The following is a 16,358-nucleotide window of genomic DNA, read 5'->3' on the forward strand; positions in this document are numbered from 1 at the left end:
CCGGCTCGCTGAGCAGCCCACAGATCCACTTATCCCAAAGGTGCTTCCGCGAAAGGGTCCGTCGATCGCGACTACGCACACGTCATCCACTCATGAACTTTTCAACCAGCTATAGAAGAAATGAGAAACTGCGAAGAACAGAATTCCCGCGCTACGAGAATCAAAATAAAGGTAGCCCGCCAATCACAGCACAAGAGGGCTGCCAGCAGCATAATGAGGGATAATCATGCGCGCCTATATTGCATTGACATTGATTGCCACCGGATTGCTCACCGGCTGTATGCCGACCGAGAAACAATATGATGCAGCTGTCAGAGTGGCGCGTAGCAGCGAGAGTCAGAGAAACGGGCTTTTGAACGAGTGCATCAGGCAGCTCGGCTTATCCGACACGAAGGCCCGCCATAACGCCGCACTCTTCCTGAACGTGGCAGAGAAGGACGCTCCGAAGATTGCCTGCAGCCGATACACAAATGCGATCGTTTCCGGCGATATAACCTATCGGGACATGCTCGACATCAAGAACCGCCGCTACACCCCCAAGCTGATCAAGATCTTCCAGGGCCGATAGGCCGAGCGCCTGTCACTCCTGCCCTTTCACGCTCGCTGCTTCAGCCGAGAAGCGGGCGTGATTACAGACCCCAGCACCTGGCAACAGAACGCGTCATCGCTTGCATCAGCATGAAACCCTCGGCAACCCCTAACAAGGAAACCTTGCGCGTCCGCACATTGCATTCCTTCGCTTCCTTCCCAGATCACTCATAATGGCTTGTCCGGCGAGCGCGTCGCCACCTGATGCGCACGTCGCAGGGGAACACATGAAAAAGCCGAAGCGGATCGAAGAGATGAATACGATGGAGCGCGCCGATACGCTGCGGCGGCTGAGCCAGACGATGCACTTTTCGGCTGTCGTCGCCAGGCAGGCAGGTGACAGGGCTTGCAAGCAGCTGGAAGAACTGGCCGACAGGCTGCTGCGCGATGGCCCTGCAATATCGGCAGATCGCTCCGAAGTCGCGCTTAACGTCATTGCCGAAGCCATGGATCTGCTCGGGCGCTTCGAGATGAACCATCCGGGCAGCAAGTCGACACTGCATTGACCCCGGCCCCGTGGCCGATCATACCCTTGCCTCCGAACGCGGCCTTTGACGATGAGCGGCAGCAGGCGTTATCTTCTGCCGCAGGAGGATGAGCGCATGAGCAAACGTCGGTGGGAAACGCCTGTCATGGTCGTCTGCAAACGCAGTGGACAGATGCTGTTGGTCGCGACCACCGAGGAAGCGCTGAACATGCTGCTCACAGCCTGGCCGGTCTCGACGGGCAAGGCATTTTTCCGAGCGCTGCAGGCCTGCGCCGATGTCGAATCCGGGCTGCGCACGCCGCACGAAGCCCGCGATTGTTTTATTGCCGCTGCCCGGGAAGCAGAGATTCCGATCGAGGTGGCGCTTACGGGCTGAAAGCGCCCGCGGAATGCAGCCCACTTCCCTAAAGTTTTGAGTGTCCGAATTTTGGTATCGAGACACGACTGCCGATTTTTTAATGAAGATCGGTGACCCCGATATGCGGCGACCCCAAAAAGCGCTCGCCACCTCGTATGACTAAGCGCTTTTTGACCTGACGGAATCTCCCGCCGAGCCGTTACAGCATCGGCGGGAAGATCGGATCGATTTTCGGAAAGCCCGATGCGCGGGTTCAAAGAGTCGAAGCGTTCTTGGCGCGTGCGAATGGACCCACGCCGGTTTTTCGATAACGAGCCGTTTAACAACGCGCTGCGGCCTGCGGCTTTTTACGGCCGCGCCGCCTATCAGGACATGCTCGACATCCAAAATCGCCGCTATACACCCGAAGCTGATCGATATCTTGCAGGGCCGTTAAGGCCGAAGCCGGATGCGTTGGCGCCCGCCATTGCGCAGGGCCGGCGCTGGACAATGCCGCTCAGCCACTCCATGACATTGCAGCTCTAGCCCAGATGCCGCGCTGCGCCTCCGGCACGGGGTCTATCGCGTTGAGCCTCATTGTTATCGAGCAAGCCTCTTCGTCGCTGAGTTCGGAAAGTTTCGTCAGTTTATTCAACTCGTCTACGCTCACGCCCAGGCGCTGCGTGATCATTTGCGCGATGTCCTGAGCGGTCAGCTGAACGGCCGCAGGCGGGCGTGTCTTCCCGTCCTCGTAAGCCAGACGTTTGGCTTCCAGATATCGGAAGTAGCGCTCTTTCACCTGCGGAATGGCCTGCGCGCTCTGCGACACCCTCATGGTCACGAAACCCTTGCAGCCCTGCGGATAGTAACGGGCGAGAGCCTCGTTGAGCTCACCCGCCCTCTTCAAGACATTGATTGCAATTGCATCGCTTGCTCGCGACAGCGCAGGACTGCCGTATTTCGCCACCATGGCAGCTGCTTGCGCTCGCGGATCGATCTTGCCCCCCGAGGCTTCGGCCTTGGCAAACAGCTGCCGCGTTTCAGCTTCGTGATCCATGAAGACTGCGTGAACGAAAGGATTGATGCCGGCGAGAACCTGCATCTCCTTTTCGAAGGGGCCAGCCTTCGTTTCCTGCGCAACCGCGCCCGGCGCGGGCTTCGCAGCTGCAGCGGGCTTCCTCTTTTGCAGGGATGGACCGCTCCCGAGCCACGCCCTCCCCCAATCGCCCTGCAGCTCTTTCGGCAGAGCGCCGACATTGTTGAGCTTCTTTGCGAGAGCGCACATGTCTTGGTCGCTCACGTCGATAGGGGCCGTGTTCGCCTTGAACACCTCGTCCGCCGTCATCCCGAGATACTGCGTCATGATGACGTACCGTTTTTCGAAGGTCATCATTTCCCTATCCGCGCGGAACTTTCCGTCCTGATAGGCATAGGCTTTCGCTCGCAGCTCATCCATGCGCCCGTCCCTGACTTCGGGAACCAAGGCCCAGTTCGGCATATTGCCAGTGAAGAAATACTCACAGCCTTCGGGATATTTTTCGGCCACGATTTCAACAAGTGCAGCAGTCTTGTTCATGGCTGAAATCACGGCACTGTCGCCTGCGCGCGCAAGGGCAGGTGCGCCATATGTCGCGATCACCTGAGCAAGGATGTTCCGCTCCTCATACACATCGGCCCACCCTTCCCCATAGACTTTCCGCGCCACGTCCATGTGATCCTGGTAGATCGCCTGCAGAAGAGGATTGATCCTCCCCATGAACCGAACCACCCCTTCCAGCGGATCCTTATTTGCGTCTTGCGCGAATGCACCTGATGCGAAGAGCGCCATCGCAACCAGCAGCAACAAATTTTTTTTCATGAAAACCCACCCCAAATAGTTGCAAATATCTCTATCTTCGAAATCCTAAGCCGTCCACGGCCTATTCAAAAAACGGTAAAAAATCAGAGGAATACACGTAACGCCAAGCACGCTTCACGCGTATAGCCACCTCAACCGTCCACCCGTCGCCCGATCACGTCAGAACGTTTAATGCTCGCAACCACCTCAGCTATCCAGCTTCAGCGCCAGCTGCTGCCCGCCAAAAACCTTCAGCACATGCTTGTTGATCGGCCGCATCGCCTCGATGCGGCGCTGTTCTTCCCGCCTGCGCGCTTCGTGACGCTCGCGGTCTGCGCGCAGCTGCGCGGCAAAGGCCAGGGCCTTGTCTGCTGCTCCTGAATAACTCGGGCTTGCTGCCATCGAACTCTCCATCAGAACATAGATCAGAATATCATTTGTTCTCATTTTGTTCTCATTTTCGGAGAAGTCAAGAGTATCGTTTGAGAGCAGTATAATGCGTGGAAGTCCGGCGCGGGACGAGCGGTGCCGGCGAAGAGACGGGAAAGCGTCAAACCATTGACCCGGAAGCTTATTCTTTCGTCTGGATCCAGATCACGGCGAAAGACATGAGACCGCAAAGCGTGGCGATCAGAAGCAGGTCGTCCATCGAATTCCTCCTGTTTGTGGCAAAAACGCGGCAGAAGGATTTTGGTTCAATGTATCAAATATTGGAGGCGTTTGTTCGTGCATTCCCAATTAGGCCTTGTCCAGGGAATTACTAAGCGCCGACGGTGCGGAGCGTTCCATAGGACTTAATGGCTGGCCGTCGTCATCCTTTTAAGAAATTTCCAAATAAAGTTGCGCTCTTGCAACTAGACTCTTTCAACTTGCCGTAGCAAGAATTACCTCGTTATATTAACGGAGCATGTGAATGAGCGAGCGTTCTTTACTTGATACTGTAGTTGGCGTTGCCTCGCTTGGGGGCCTTCTTGCCGGCGGCATCTGGTATGCAACAGGCCTTCAAAATCAGTTGGACGACGCTAAGCGAGAAATTACGGACCTCCGTGCGAAACTGGAATCTGTAAGCTCTCAAAACGCTGTGTCCGCCGCGAGAGGACCGAAGGGCGAAAAAGGAGATCCCGGCGATCCCGGTCCGCAGGGACCTCGCGGCGAACGTGGGCCTCAAGGCGAGCAGGGAGGACAAGGCCCTAAAGGTGATCAGGGGTCTTCAGCCTCGCTTTCGCCGGCCCAGATCCAACAAGTCGTGGAACAGGTCATCGCGAAACTGCCCACAAATACAACTGGTGGCAACATGAAAACGGTGGCCTATGCCGACAGCAGCCAGTTGTTCGATCTTTCGCGATGCATTACAGCAGCGCAAGTGAAAACGTCTTTGGCGATCGCCCTCCAAAAGGGATCTGAAATTTGTGACGCGAATGGCTCCCTTCTCCAGAAGGTCACCAAAATAAGACCGGATTCCCGATCAGTAAGTTTCATGGCTCCGGACTGGGGCGGCTGGGATTGCGCACAAGGAAATAGATGCAGCTTTAAATTCGATCCGACTCGTCGTTTCGTGATCGATCGTTTTGGTGACAACAATGGGGAACCTGTCGTGACTCTCCGGTTTCTCACTACCGACTGACAGCCCTGTTCTCCATCCCCCTTCCTACATCTCTCACTCGGGTCTCTTCTCTGCCCAGTGCCTCCGTCTATGCCGGCCTGATGACGGTCATGATGACGATATTGCCGGCTTCGTCCCGGGCGCTGTCCGTCGTCGCGATGACCTTGCCGCCAAATTCCGCCTCGGCTTCGGCGAACGCCTCTTTCACCAGCCGGAGCGTTTCCAGGTAGGCGCTGTTGTCACGCCTCGGCATTTCAAGCAATGCCTTGATCGCTGCGCTATCGTCCGCCATGAGGCTGATCATCCTCTTCTGCTCGATCCTGACATCGAGAATATCAGGATCGTTTCGCGTGCCTTCCCCGAAAACGGAACATGGGTCAAGCGCGGCAGGCCTTCAAGAAGATGACAGCCCCCTCCCTCGAACACCCCATCTCGCTTTATCGCCATGCCTCATGTATAAGCCCTCGTCCCATTGCCACCCCGCTACGGCCTTTCGCCAACCGGCCTTGCAGGATCGGGCCTCTGCCACGACATGAGGCCACGGGACATACGACGGAACGAAAGAAGACTTGAAATCATGACGACGGTAACCACGGCTGCTTCAGAAGGCAACCAGCGCTATTTCAAGGCGCCGGTCTTTGCCGTCGCGCCCATGATCGAGTGGACGGACCGCCATTGCCGTTTCTTCCACCGCCAGATCAGCGGCAACGCTTTGCTCTATACGGAAATGGTCGTCGCCGACGCGATCATCCACGGCCCGCGCGAGCGCCTTCTCTCCTTCGATGGCACCGAACATCCCCTCGCCCTGCAGCTCGGCGGCTCGGACCCGGCAAAGCTTGCCGAGGCCGTGCGCATCGCCGAGCCCTACGGATATGACGAGATCAACCTCAATGTCGGCTGCCCGTCGGATCGCGTCCAATCCGGCACCTTCGGCGCCTGCCTGATGCTCACACCTGAGACCGTTGCCGAATGCGTCGCCGCCATGAAGAAGGTCGCCAAGGTCCCGGTCACGGTCAAATGCCGCATCGGCGTCGATGAGCAGGAGCCGGAAGAGGCCCTGCCCATGCTGATGCGCCAGGTGCTCGACGCCGGCGCCGACGCAATCTGGATCCATGCCCGCAAGGCCTGGCTGAAGGGCCTGAGCCCGAAGGAAAACCGCGAGATCCCGCCGCTCGACTACGAGATCGTCTATCGCATGAAGGCCAGCTTCCCCGATGTCTTCATCGGCATCAATGGCGGCATCCATACGCTGGATGAGGCGCAAGCTCATCTCGCCCATGTCGACGGCGTCATGCTCGGCCGCGCCGCCTATCAGAATGCCGCGATCCTTTCCGATGTCGACCACCGTTTCTACGGCGCACCTGCCGCCAAGCCCGACTGGAACGATCTGCGCGACCGCATGATGGCCTATGCTGCCGGCCATATCGCCAATGGCGGCCGCCTGCAGCATATCGCCCGCCACATGGTCGGTCTCTTCACCGGCCTGCCGGGCGCCCGCCGCTACCGCCAGATCCTGTCGACCGATGCCGCAAAGCCGAATGCCGGCCCGGAAGTGATCGCCGCCGCCTTTGCCGCGGTCGATTTCTTGGGCGCGGCGGAAGCCGTCAGCGCGTGACGGCATAATGGCGCAGGCCGGTGCATTTCCCTTCGACGTCTGAACGAAGTTCTTTTGAACGCGTTTATAACCATCCCCGCGATGGAAGGTGAAAGGAAACGCTCATGAAGAACCTCATGATATTAGCCGCTGCCGCTTCCCTCGGTTTTGTCCCCGTGGCGCAGGCCGCGAGCCAGCATAAGCAACCGAAACACGCTACCCAGCAGGTCGTCAATGAACCGAGGCAACGCCTCGGCACGCTTTCCTGTGAGGTCGCCGGCGGTGCCGGCATGATCATCGGATCGAACAAGGCGATCGATTGCCGCTTCAAGCAGCAAAGCGGCAAGGTGGAGCACTATACCGGCTCGATCGGAAAGCTCGGTCTCGATATCGGCGTTACCGGCAAATCGTACCTCAGCTGGATCGTCGTCAACACGGCGCCTACGCGCGTCGGCGATGGCGCCCTCGCCGGTACCTATGTCGGCGCATCGGCCAGCGCGTCCGTCGGCGTCGGCCTCGGGGCAAATGCCCTGGTGGGCGGGAATTCGAAGAATTTCGCATTGCAGCCGCTCAGCGGCGAAACCGGAACCGGCGTGAATGTGGCCGCAGGCGTTTCCCGCCTCCAGCTGAAGGCAGCGCGCTAGGTCCCGAACGCCGCCTTAGCGTTCGTGCAAGCTATCCTGAAACGTCTTGATGAGCGGAGAAAAGAAATAGCTGATCAGACGTCTCTCGCCGGTGACAATGTCAACGCTCGCGGTCATTCCCGACGCAAGGCGAATAGGCCGGCCATCGATCTGCATGGCCGGTTTGTCGAGTTTCAGGCGAACGGCATAGACCCAGTTCGATTGGTCGGCATTCTGCCGTGCATCGGCCCCCACCCCAGTTACTTCCGCCGCAAGCATCCCGAAACGCTCGGCCGGGAAAGCTGCCAGTTTGACGTAGGCCCGTTGACCTGATCGCAGAAAACCGACGTCACTGTTGTCAAAGAGCGCCTCCAGTTCAAGGGGGGAGTCCTGGGGGACGATCGTCATGGTCGGCGTGCCTTCGTCGAGGAAGCCGCCAATCGTCGAGACGCTTAAGTTTTCGACGATGCCATCCACCGGCGACACCAGCGTCATGTTGGCGAGATTTTGCTTGGCGGCCTTGAGTTCGGCGGCGGCCCGCGCCATCGCAGTCGCTGTATCATTCAGCTGCTTTTGATAGGTCACCAGAGCTGCGGAGATGACTTTCTGGCGCTGCTTGCGGATTTCATCCTTTTCGGCTGCGAGTTGCTGCAGCGTTTTTGAAGCAATGTTGACCTCCCCTTCGACCACGGTCACTTCCCGCAGTCGGTCAAAATAATCTGCCCGGCTGATGACGCCCTGCTTCTCCAGTGCGTCATAGGATTTGAACTTGTCGGCCACGATCCGATAATCGGCATCGGCGTTGGCGAGGCGGGCCTGGCTGACGCTTTCGGCTGATTCAGTCTTGCGCAAGGCGGAATCCAGCTGGGCGACATCGTCGCTGACCGACACAAGGATGGCGCGAACCAAGGCCGACGTAGCATCGGAGGCTGCATAGGGTTGACCAGACAGCCGTCCCAGTCCCGAGGATACGAAGATGGGAGATGCGGGATCCACCTGAGACAACGGCGCCAGGATTGCCTGAGCGGCCAGGTGATCCTGCTCGAGCGCTCGAAGGTTCGCGGTGAGTTGGTCGACGAGGCTACGAGCCTCCGTATCTTCAAGATTGATCAGCGCATCCCCTTGCGAAACCCGCTGGCCTTCACGGACATTGATCGCGGCAACCTTACCCTGAAAACGTGATTGAATGGTCTGCACCCGCGCGACCGGCACGATGCGCCCCTGCCCGGTCGCAATGATCTCGGTCTTGAACAGCACGCTACCGACCACGAACGATACGAACATCAGGAGAAATATCCAGATCGTCAGGCGAAGGGTGGGCGACGGCGCGGAGATGCCGATTGCATCAGGCATGCAACACCTGCAACGGGGAACGAATTGCCGTGCCCATATCGATGACGTTGACATCCTCGCCCAGCAGATCCCGGCGATGGGTGATGACAACAGTCGCGACCGTCTTGCTGACGTTGGCGATCGTGGCGACGACGACGCTCTCCGCCTCATCGTCCAGCGCGCTCGTCGGCTCATCGAGCACGAGGATCGAAGGTTTCGCGAGGAGCGCGCGCGCAATCGACAGCCTCTGCCGCTGGCCGCCCGACAGAAAACTCCCTCGTTCGCCGACCTGCTGCTCGATACCGTTTTCCAGGCTCGCCACAAATTCATCGCTGGCGCTTGCCTGCAGCGCCCATGCGATTTCTTCGGCGGTCGCCGATGGGTTGGCGATCATCAGGTTTTCAAGAATCGAGCCGGAAAACAGCACCGGTTCCTGTGGCACGTAGGACAGGCTCCTGCGCAGGCTGTATGGGTCGAATTGGGAAATATCCCTCCCGTCGACAGCAACGATGCCCGATGCCGGCTGGTAGAGCCCGACCAGGATTTTCCCGATGGTCGACTTGCCGCAGCCCGATGGGCCGACGATGATCGAAGGCCTGTCCGCGGTAATCCTGACCGAATATCCCTTGATGACGAAATGATCCGGCTGGTAGCCGAACCAGATGTCTCTCATCTCAAGTTCGGCAATACCTTGCAGATCGAACGCTGGCTTGGCCGTTTCTTCTTCCGGGGGCTCGTTGATGAGATCCCCGAGGCGATAACGAGCGACCTTCAGGCCGAGCCACTGCTGCCAGATCGTGGACAACGACATGATCGGCCCCGAAACCTTATCGGACAGCATGTGGAACGCGATGAGCTCCCCAAGCGTAATGGTGTTGGCAAAAACCAACTGTGCGCCGAAGAAAATGATCAGGATGTTGGAGGCGCTGCCGAGCACATTCTGGATGGCTCCCGAGCCGATATCCCACTTGATGACTCGAAACCGCTCGGTGAGGCTCGCGATTAACGTTTCCTGCAGCCGGGCGTGCTGGATGCGTTCGCCGGCCATCGCCTTCACGGTGGTGAGATTGCCCAGGATCTCGACGAGCCGGGCCTGGTGAAAGGATTCGGATAGGAAAGCAGTCTGCATGCGGTTGCGCAGGAACGGTCCGAGCGCACCAAAGACAAGCAGTTGCAGCGGCAGCGCAATCACGACGATCAGGGTGAGGAAGGGACTGAGTGCGAGGAGCGCAACGACGTAGATCACGGCAAACAAAGCGTCGACCACAACGCTTGCCACCGTTCCCGTCAGGAAGCCGCGCACCGTGTCGATTTCGCCGATCCGGGCCAAAGTCTCGCCCACCTGCCAGCGTTGCAGGAAGGCGAGCGGCAGATTGAGGACATGCCGGAAGATCCGGTTGGCCAGCTCGGCGGTCAACCGGTTGGCGATGTGGTTGCTGAGATAGGTGGAGAGAGCGTCCAGGATGACCGTAAAGACGGCCGTGGCCGCCAGAATGCCGACGATCAGGACCAGCGACGCCTCGCGCTGGAACGGCAGCACGCGGTCGATCACCGTCTGGAAGACGAACGGCTGCACCAATCCCATTAACCGGATGACCGAGGCGGTCAGCATAACTTCGGCGACGAGAGGCGTATAGGGCAAGGTCGATTTGGCGAACCACGCCAATGAGGCCGGCTCACCGCTGTTGCTTGAGGAAACTGACATGGAAAAGCTGAGAACCGCCCGAATTAAACGCGCCTTTGATTAGCGCAGATAAGCATTGTCCGCAACCTACCCTAGAAAATTCCAGATACCTCAAACTTGCACGCACTTCGGCCACATTATCGAAGGTGAAAACTTCAGCTGAACGCTTCGGCGAACTTCAGAAGGCTGACCTTCCTAGCCGCAAAAAGCATGAAAACCGCGGATGCTCAGTATGGACGGGCACAGTGACTGTCGATCGCTATAGCGATACTCTAATTAAGGATATTGATCTCGCGCCGGCCGCGCAGCCCTCAGCAGCGATACCAGACAGGACATGGAAAAGCTGCTCAGCAAAAAGAATTTTATTGATTAAGTTGTAAAAGCAAGCATATTTCTTGCGCGCAAATCGCGCATCTACAACATATTTACATTTTAAAGGAGAATATCCATGGCTTTCGGTAGCGCTATCGGCAAAGTCTTCCCGGCGATCACATCGATCACGAAAGTGAACCCGAGCCTTTTCACCCCAAAGCTGGGCACCAGTTTCCTCCCAGCCACAAGCAACCCACTGTCAGCGTTGCTCGCGACGGCCTCCAAGAACGCCCTACAGAATCTTACCCCGGCCCAAATCGCCGCCGTACAGGCCCTGCTCAAGAAGTAATGCAATCGGCGGGCGGGCCGTCTATATCTGACGGTCCGCCGGCGGATATCCCTTATGGCAATCCGCAGAAGGAATTATCGGGGTGACGAAACGCTGATCGAAGCGCCGCAGGCCGACCAACTGGTGCCCGCCCTCCCCCGCAAATGTCTCCTCCTGTGCCCCTCCATCGGCGCACTGCTGGCCTTCCCGTCTTCACAATAGCACGGTGGCACCGTATTTTCGTTGTCTCAAGGGCGGCCCAAATCCCCGCTCACCAGTCGCGCCCGTAAATAGCCATCGTATAGGAGTCAGCCAACATGGAAGACGTCGTCGCCTTGGTAACGGGCGCAAGTCGCGGCGTCGGCCGCGGGGTTGCGCTTGCCCTGCTCGCTGAGGGCGCCACAGTGCATGTCACCGGCAGGACGCGTTCGGAGGCGGACGCAAGCGCGGGCAAACGCGCAGGCTCGCTGGACGGGCTTGAACTTGAGGCCGCGACACTGCCCGGACGCCTTATCATTCATCATTGCGACCACAGCAACGACACTGAGAACGAGCGCGTGGCCGAAGAGATCAGAGCCGGCAACAGGCTGGACATTCTGGTCAACAATGCATGGCCCGGCTATGAAAACATGGTCGAGGATGGCGATTTTACCTGGCCCCGCGCCTTCTGGGAGCAGCCGCTCTGGCGGTGGGACGCGATGATGGGCACCGCACTCAGGGCCGCCTTCCTGATGTCGCGTGCGCTGGCACCCGTCATGATCCAGGCGCAGCGCGGCCTGATCGTCAATATCTCATTCTGGGCAGCGCAATTCTACGACGGCAACGCGATCTACGGCACTGCGAAAGCCGCTGCCGACAAGATGGCCGCGGACTTCGCTCATGATCTGCGCCCGCACCATGTCGCCGCTGTCGCCCTCTATCCCGGCCTGGTCCGCACCGAAGCGGTCATGCAGAACGCCGAATATTTCGACCTGTCCAATTCCGAGTCACCGCAATTCATCGGCCACGTCATAGCAGGACTTTGGCGAGACCCGGCGCTGATGTCGAAATCCGGAAAGGTCCTGGTTGCGGCCGAACTCGGCCAGGAATACGATATCACCGACGTCAACGGCTATAAGCCTGTCCCCCTCACAGCGGCGGACTTTGCCAAAAGCTGAAGTCATGCCGGAAGCGACGGCAAACCGGAACGTGGACTTAAGCCGCGACCAGCAGCAGCACATAGGCTACGACCGTCACCATCAGTCCGCGAAAGGCAATCGTCACGAAGCGGTACTTGCTGCAGGCGATATGCGAGAGAATATCGGCATTTTCCACATACTGATCGAAGAGATAGCGCTCGTCGCGGCGGATCGCCGCCTCGAAGAAGGCGTCGCGGTGCCTGGGCCAGGCGCCCCAGAACATCGACGTGGACTTGTCGAGCCGCCGCGGCAATACCACCATGATGGCCGATAGAATCGAAAAGACCGAGGCTGCCGCCAGAAGCCCGGAAAAGAGAATGGCCTGCGGTGTGCCCTGCGCATAGCGCGCAAAGGTGAAGACTGCCCTCACCTCGGCGGAGCTCACAAGAAAGGCGAGCATAAAAGTAAAGATATAAGCTGCCTTCTGATCCGATATCTTGATCTGATCATAGAATACGTCGTTGATTTTCTTGATATGGTCGAAATATTCCAAGCCAATATCCTCGGTCGACGGAGAGCTCGAAGGCAGCTCCGCAAAATTTTCAAACTCGCTCAAGGAAGCCCCACCCCGTAATAGTGTTTCCCTAATAATACACTTGATTGCGAAAGCAAGAACACGTGTGCAGTCAGCTTGACTTTTACACCGCGCTTGGCCAAAGGGGAAAAAGGTGCGGGGGTATCTGAAATGTCGGGGCTGAAGTCTTTTCTGCGCGCAAGTACATCTCTTGCGCTCATGTCAACGTTACTTTCATTTCCGGTTGCGGCCGAGCCGCTGCAGCGCCCGACTCCGGTTGCAGGCTCGGTCATTGCCCGCAAGACCGGTGAGGAAGTGCGCTTCGTCGATGTCAGCAACTGGCGCGTTGTCGATCTCAACCAGGATCTCCTCGATGGCGACGTGTTGCGCACCAATGCCACCGGCCAGCTCGCCATCCTCTTTTCCGATCACACGCAGATCCGCCTCGGCCGCAATTCCGCGCTGCAGGTCAAGAAAATGTCTGCGACGGGCGACACGATCCTCAACCTTCAGTCCGGCACCATCTGGGCGCGCGCCCAGCGCGGCGGCCAGGGCCTGACGGTCGAAACCCCGGCCGCCGCCGCCGCTATCCGCGGCACGGACTGGACCATGACCGTCGAGGGCGCCAAGACCTCGATGATCGTGCTCGAAGGCCGCGTCTCACTCAGCAACCCGCAGGGCAGCGTCGACGTCAACGAAGGCGAAGGCGCCGTCGCCACCATCGGCCAGGCGCCGCACAAGATCATCAGCGTCAATCCTGACGACCGCGAACAGATGCTTTTCTATCTGGACCTGCGCGACGGCTTCGACCTGATGCCGACCTCGCCGCTGCGGGCGGACCGCATGGCGAGCGAGCGCCGCCGCCTGCTGGCTCTGCCGCCGGAGCGCCGCACGACGGAAGACTGGCTGGAACTCGCCGAAGTGCAGAGCGCCTTTGACGGCCGCCAGGCTGCAGCCGCAACATTGAAGAATATCCGCGGCCGCAAGCTGACGGTGGCCCAGCAGGCCCGCGTCGACCTGATCGACGCCACCATTGCCGGTTCGGAAAAGCGCTATGGCGATGCCGCCAGGCTCTTCCAGAAAGCCCTGCCGCATCTCGATCCGACACGCCGCAACATGGCCCAATATGGCGGCTATTTCGCCCGTTCGCTCGCCGATCCTGCCCATTCCGAACCGCTGCCGGCCAACCCCACCGGCCCGTATGGCGCGATGATGGAGGCCTATGCGACAGGCTTCCTGGAAAACCCGCGCGCGGCGATCGAGATCATCAGGAAAGCGGAAAAGCGTTATCCTAATGACGCGACTCTGCCGGCGGTCCGCGCCCAGCTGGCGGAGCTCATCGACGACCGTGAGCAGATGAAGGAAGCGATAGAACGCTCGCTGGCGCTCGACCCCGATCATCCGATGGCGCTCTCCTCCCGTGCGAGCTACAGGGCCACCTACGAGCGCGATGTCAACGGCGCGCTTGCCGATCTCGAACGCGCCATCGCGCTCGCGCCCGGCTACTCGGGCGCGATGAATTCGCTCGGCCTGCTGCAAAGTTCGCGCGATGCCAATGACGAAGCGGAAAAGGCCTTCAAAAAGGCGATCGAGCTCGATCCTCAGGATCCGCTGCTGCACGCCAACCTTGCGATGCTCTATCTCGATCAGTCGCGCATGAAGGAAGCCAAGCGTGAGATTGACACCGCGATCGCGCTCGATCCTTCCTTCGATCTCGCCCTGTTTGCCCGCGGCCGCTACTACCTGCAGTCCGGCGAGCGCGACAGGGCGCTGGAGGACCTGCTCGCCGCCAGCACCGCCAATCCCGCTCATTCGCAGTCCCAGTTCCTGCTTGCAGCCACCCACTACGAAAAGGGCGACCGGCTTCCTGCCGAACAGGCGCTCGACAACGCCAACCGTCTCGACGATGACGATCCGCTTATCTCGTCCTTCCGCACCGCTATCGATATCGACGATTACAATGCCGATGGTGCCATCCGCAACGCGCAGGAATTCCTGCGCCGCTCCCGCGCCCGCGGCGGCGATTACAGCGGGCTCGGCGCCAACGCGAGCGCCGGTTCGACGCTGAATGACGCCTTCCGGCTACAGGGTCTGGATGCCTGGGGCCGCTATTATGGCGATGCCGTCTTCGATCCTTTCAACGGCACCGGTTACATCGACCAGTCGATCAAGGGCAGCATCTTTCCTTTCGTCAACGCAACGAGCTTCAGCGACGACAGCATCAGCCAGTATCGCCTCAATTCATCGACCTACTCATCCTTCATCCAGGGCCTTCTGCTCTCTCCGCACATGCTCTCCGGCCGTTCGCGCTCGGCATCGCTGTTCGATGTACCCTTCATCGAAGGCTCGCTCGGCGGCGGCATCAACAGCGTCGACGGTCATACGCGCCGCATCGGCGAAGCCGAAATCCAGGGCTATTCGAACGCAACCGTTCCAATAAGCTTCCGCGCGGATCTGACCTGGGAAGAGCTGGCGCTGGACGGCGATTACCGCGATTTCGGCGGGTTCGATCTGGACAAGAAACTACTTGCCGGCAATGCCTATCTGACGGCCACACTGACGCCGGATGACCGTATCGTCAGCTTCTTTAATCATGGCAAAGCCTACGGGCCGCTGAATGCCCTGACGACAAGCACGGCATTCACCGATCGCCTGAATGAAGAATTCTTTCTGCCGTTCCTCGGCGGTGTAATACCGACGATGGATTTGCCTCTCTATCAGAACAGACATGATGAGGGTGAGACGACCATTGGCGGCGTCGGCTGGAGCCACACTTTCGGCTATCGGAACGTGCTCAATACAGCACTCCTCTATTCCGAAGGTAAAGCGAAAACCGTCTTCGACCAAACATTTGATGCCTCCGAAGCGACCGGCGCTCCCCCTCCAGATCTATTTCCGTTCATGGAAACGAGCCTGGAGAGCGCATCCAAAACCTACATAGCCGCGATCAGCCACAGCATCGGCGATGACACGCTGACCTGGCGGTACGGTATCGAAGGCGGATGGACCGATAGCAGCAACAAGACAACGATTCATCTCGATACTCTTTTACCAGGCTTCGTGGACGAGCGGACATTTGGCCCACCCGACGAGAGCAGCCGCGTCAATATCGGCCGCGCCTATATCGACCTCCTTCATGAGATCACGCCTGACCTGAAGGGCGAATACGCATTGTTCGCCACGCGACTGGAAGGCGACGATACCGATGTCAGCCGGCTTGAACCGCGTTTCGGCCTTGCCTGGGAACCCGTGCAAAATCAGTGGCTGCGCGCCGCCTTCATGCGCCAGGGCCTCGACACCGGCGTACCATCGCTGGCGCCCGTCGGCATCCTTGGCCTGCAGGCCAACCAATTCTCAGTCGGTGCAGAGGGATACGCCGATACGATTGCCTTGCAATGGGATGCCGAATGGACGGACCGTTTCTTCACGTCGGTCGAATACCAGCATCAGGAATTGCACGATTTCTCGATCGGTCTGCCGGTCACCGGCCTCGCACTCGTCGACAGCCAGACCTACGGGCGCGGCACCATCGATCGCGCCGCCGTTACGGCCAACGTTGCTCTGGGGTCCGGCTTCGGTCTCTCGGCCACTTATGCCTATATGGATTCCGAGAACGAGGATCCGACGACCTTCAACTACCACGGCGATCTGCCTTTCATCCCGCAAAACTCCGGCCAGATCGCGCTGACCTGGGTCAATGAAGCCAAGGTGAAAGCCACTGTTGCTGCAAACTACATCGGCGAACGTACCGGCGATCTGGTCGGCACGAAACTCGACGATTACTGGAGCCTGGATGCCCATCTCATCTGGGAACCTTTCGACAAGCGCATCGCGCTCGAGGCTGCCGCCTACAATCTGCTCGACGAAGATTTTGAGGTTCTGCCCGGCACCCCAGGCTGGGGCCGCGCCTTCAAGGGCAGCCTGAAGATCCGTTTCTGACG

16 protein-coding genes are annotated in these 16,358 nt (G+C 59.0%); 10 read left to right on the plus strand and 6 right to left on the minus strand.

Annotated elements, in window-relative coordinates:
- Positions 1-226: 226 nt before the first annotated feature.
- The 4 genes from FHT92_RS10595 to FHT92_RS10610 all read left to right on the plus strand — a co-directional run bounded on the left by FHT92_RS10595 (position 227) and on the right by FHT92_RS10610 (position 1,958).
- Positions 227-568, plus strand: coding sequence for a hypothetical protein (locus FHT92_RS10595; RefSeq protein ID WP_183824663.1), 342 nt, complete (start codon positions 227-229; stop codon positions 566-568).
- A 247-nt stretch (positions 569-815) separates the two neighbouring features.
- A complete protein-coding gene (locus FHT92_RS10600; protein WP_183824666.1) occupies positions 816-1,094 on the plus strand; it encodes a hypothetical protein in 279 nt (92 codons plus the stop codon).
- Positions 1,095-1,190: 96 nt separating this feature from the next.
- A complete protein-coding gene (locus FHT92_RS10605; RefSeq protein WP_183739939.1) occupies positions 1,191-1,451 on the plus strand; it encodes a DUF982 domain-containing protein in 261 nt (86 codons plus the stop codon).
- Between the two features lie 225 nt (positions 1,452-1,676).
- Complete coding sequence (locus FHT92_RS10610) at positions 1,677-1,958, plus strand: hypothetical protein (protein WP_183824669.1); 282 nt, start codon at positions 1,677-1,679, stop codon at positions 1,956-1,958.
- Here FHT92_RS10610 and FHT92_RS10615 read toward each other — a convergent pair.
- The gene (locus FHT92_RS10615) at positions 1,930-3,270 is read right to left on the minus strand and encodes a hypothetical protein (RefSeq protein ID WP_183824672.1); all 1,341 of its coding nucleotides are present in this window, start codon (positions 3,268-3,270) and stop codon (positions 1,930-1,932) included. The two genes, FHT92_RS10610 and FHT92_RS10615, sit on opposite strands and share 29 nt — an antisense overlap.
- A 186-nt stretch (positions 3,271-3,456) precedes the next feature.
- Positions 3,457-3,696: a hypothetical protein gene (locus tag FHT92_RS10620; protein WP_246735215.1), complete on the minus strand. Its 240-nt coding sequence runs from the start codon at positions 3,694-3,696 to the stop codon at positions 3,457-3,459.
- Positions 3,697-4,162: 466 nt separating this feature from the next.
- Between FHT92_RS10620 and FHT92_RS10625 the strand changes: the two genes are divergently transcribed.
- Complete coding sequence (locus tag FHT92_RS10625) at positions 4,163-4,873, plus strand: collagen-like protein (protein WP_183824674.1); 711 nt, start codon at positions 4,163-4,165, stop codon at positions 4,871-4,873.
- Between the two features lie 67 nt (positions 4,874-4,940).
- Here FHT92_RS10625 and FHT92_RS10630 read toward each other — a convergent pair whose 3' ends face one another.
- Positions 4,941-5,144 carry a hypothetical protein gene (locus FHT92_RS10630; protein WP_183739944.1) on the minus strand — a complete coding sequence of 68 codons (204 nt, stop codon included), beginning with the start codon at positions 5,142-5,144 and terminating at the stop codon, positions 4,941-4,943.
- 285 nt (positions 5,145-5,429) lie between these two features.
- Here FHT92_RS10630 and dusA point away from each other — a divergent pair, with 285 nt between their 5' ends.
- Entirely contained in the window at positions 5,430-6,467 is a 1,038-nt protein-coding gene (gene dusA / locus FHT92_RS10635; protein WP_183824677.1) for a tRNA dihydrouridine(20/20a) synthase DusA, read from the plus strand.
- 104 nt (positions 6,468-6,571) lie between these two features.
- Positions 6,572-7,090 (plus strand): DUF992 domain-containing protein, encoded by a 519-nt coding sequence (locus FHT92_RS10640; protein ID WP_183824680.1) that lies wholly within the window; start codon positions 6,572-6,574, stop codon positions 7,088-7,090.
- Positions 7,091-7,105: 15 nt separating this feature from the next.
- Here FHT92_RS10640 and FHT92_RS10645 read toward each other — a convergent pair whose 3' ends face one another.
- Together FHT92_RS10645 and FHT92_RS10650 are read right to left on the minus strand one after the other, a co-directional pair.
- Positions 7,106-8,422: an HlyD family type I secretion periplasmic adaptor subunit gene (locus tag FHT92_RS10645; protein ID WP_183824683.1), complete on the minus strand. Its 1,317-nt coding sequence runs from the start codon at positions 8,420-8,422 to the stop codon at positions 7,106-7,108.
- Positions 8,415-10,106, minus strand: a complete 1,692-nt coding sequence (locus FHT92_RS10650; RefSeq protein WP_183824685.1) for a peptidase domain-containing ABC transporter — start codon at positions 10,104-10,106, stop codon at positions 8,415-8,417. The genes FHT92_RS10645 and FHT92_RS10650 overlap by 8 nt, the downstream gene beginning before the upstream one ends.
- 427 nt (positions 10,107-10,533) lie before the next feature.
- Here FHT92_RS10650 and FHT92_RS10655 point away from each other — a divergent pair, with 427 nt between their 5' ends.
- Both FHT92_RS10655 and FHT92_RS10660 read left to right on the plus strand, forming a co-directional pair.
- Positions 10,534-10,746: a hypothetical protein gene (locus tag FHT92_RS10655; RefSeq protein ID WP_183739958.1), complete on the plus strand. Its 213-nt coding sequence runs from the start codon at positions 10,534-10,536 to the stop codon at positions 10,744-10,746.
- Positions 10,747-11,042: 296 nt separating this feature from the next.
- Complete coding sequence (locus FHT92_RS10660) at positions 11,043-11,882, plus strand: SDR family NAD(P)-dependent oxidoreductase (protein WP_183824689.1); 840 nt, start codon at positions 11,043-11,045, stop codon at positions 11,880-11,882.
- 37 nt (positions 11,883-11,919) lie between these two features.
- Here FHT92_RS10660 and FHT92_RS10665 read toward each other — a convergent pair whose 3' ends face one another.
- Positions 11,920-12,459 (minus strand): Pycsar system effector family protein, encoded by a 540-nt coding sequence (locus tag FHT92_RS10665; RefSeq protein ID WP_183824692.1) that lies wholly within the window; start codon positions 12,457-12,459, stop codon positions 11,920-11,922.
- Between the two features lie 177 nt (positions 12,460-12,636).
- On the opposite strand from FHT92_RS10665, the gene FHT92_RS10670 reads away from it, so the two are divergent.
- A complete protein-coding gene (locus FHT92_RS10670; protein ID WP_246735216.1) occupies positions 12,637-16,356 on the plus strand; it encodes a FecR domain-containing protein in 3,720 nt (1,239 codons plus the stop codon).
- Positions 16,357-16,358: the final 2 nt, after the last annotated feature.

It is taken from the genome of Rhizobium sp. BK377, from assembly GCF_014193935.1.
Classification (GTDB): domain Bacteria; phylum Pseudomonadota; class Alphaproteobacteria; order Rhizobiales; family Rhizobiaceae; genus Rhizobium.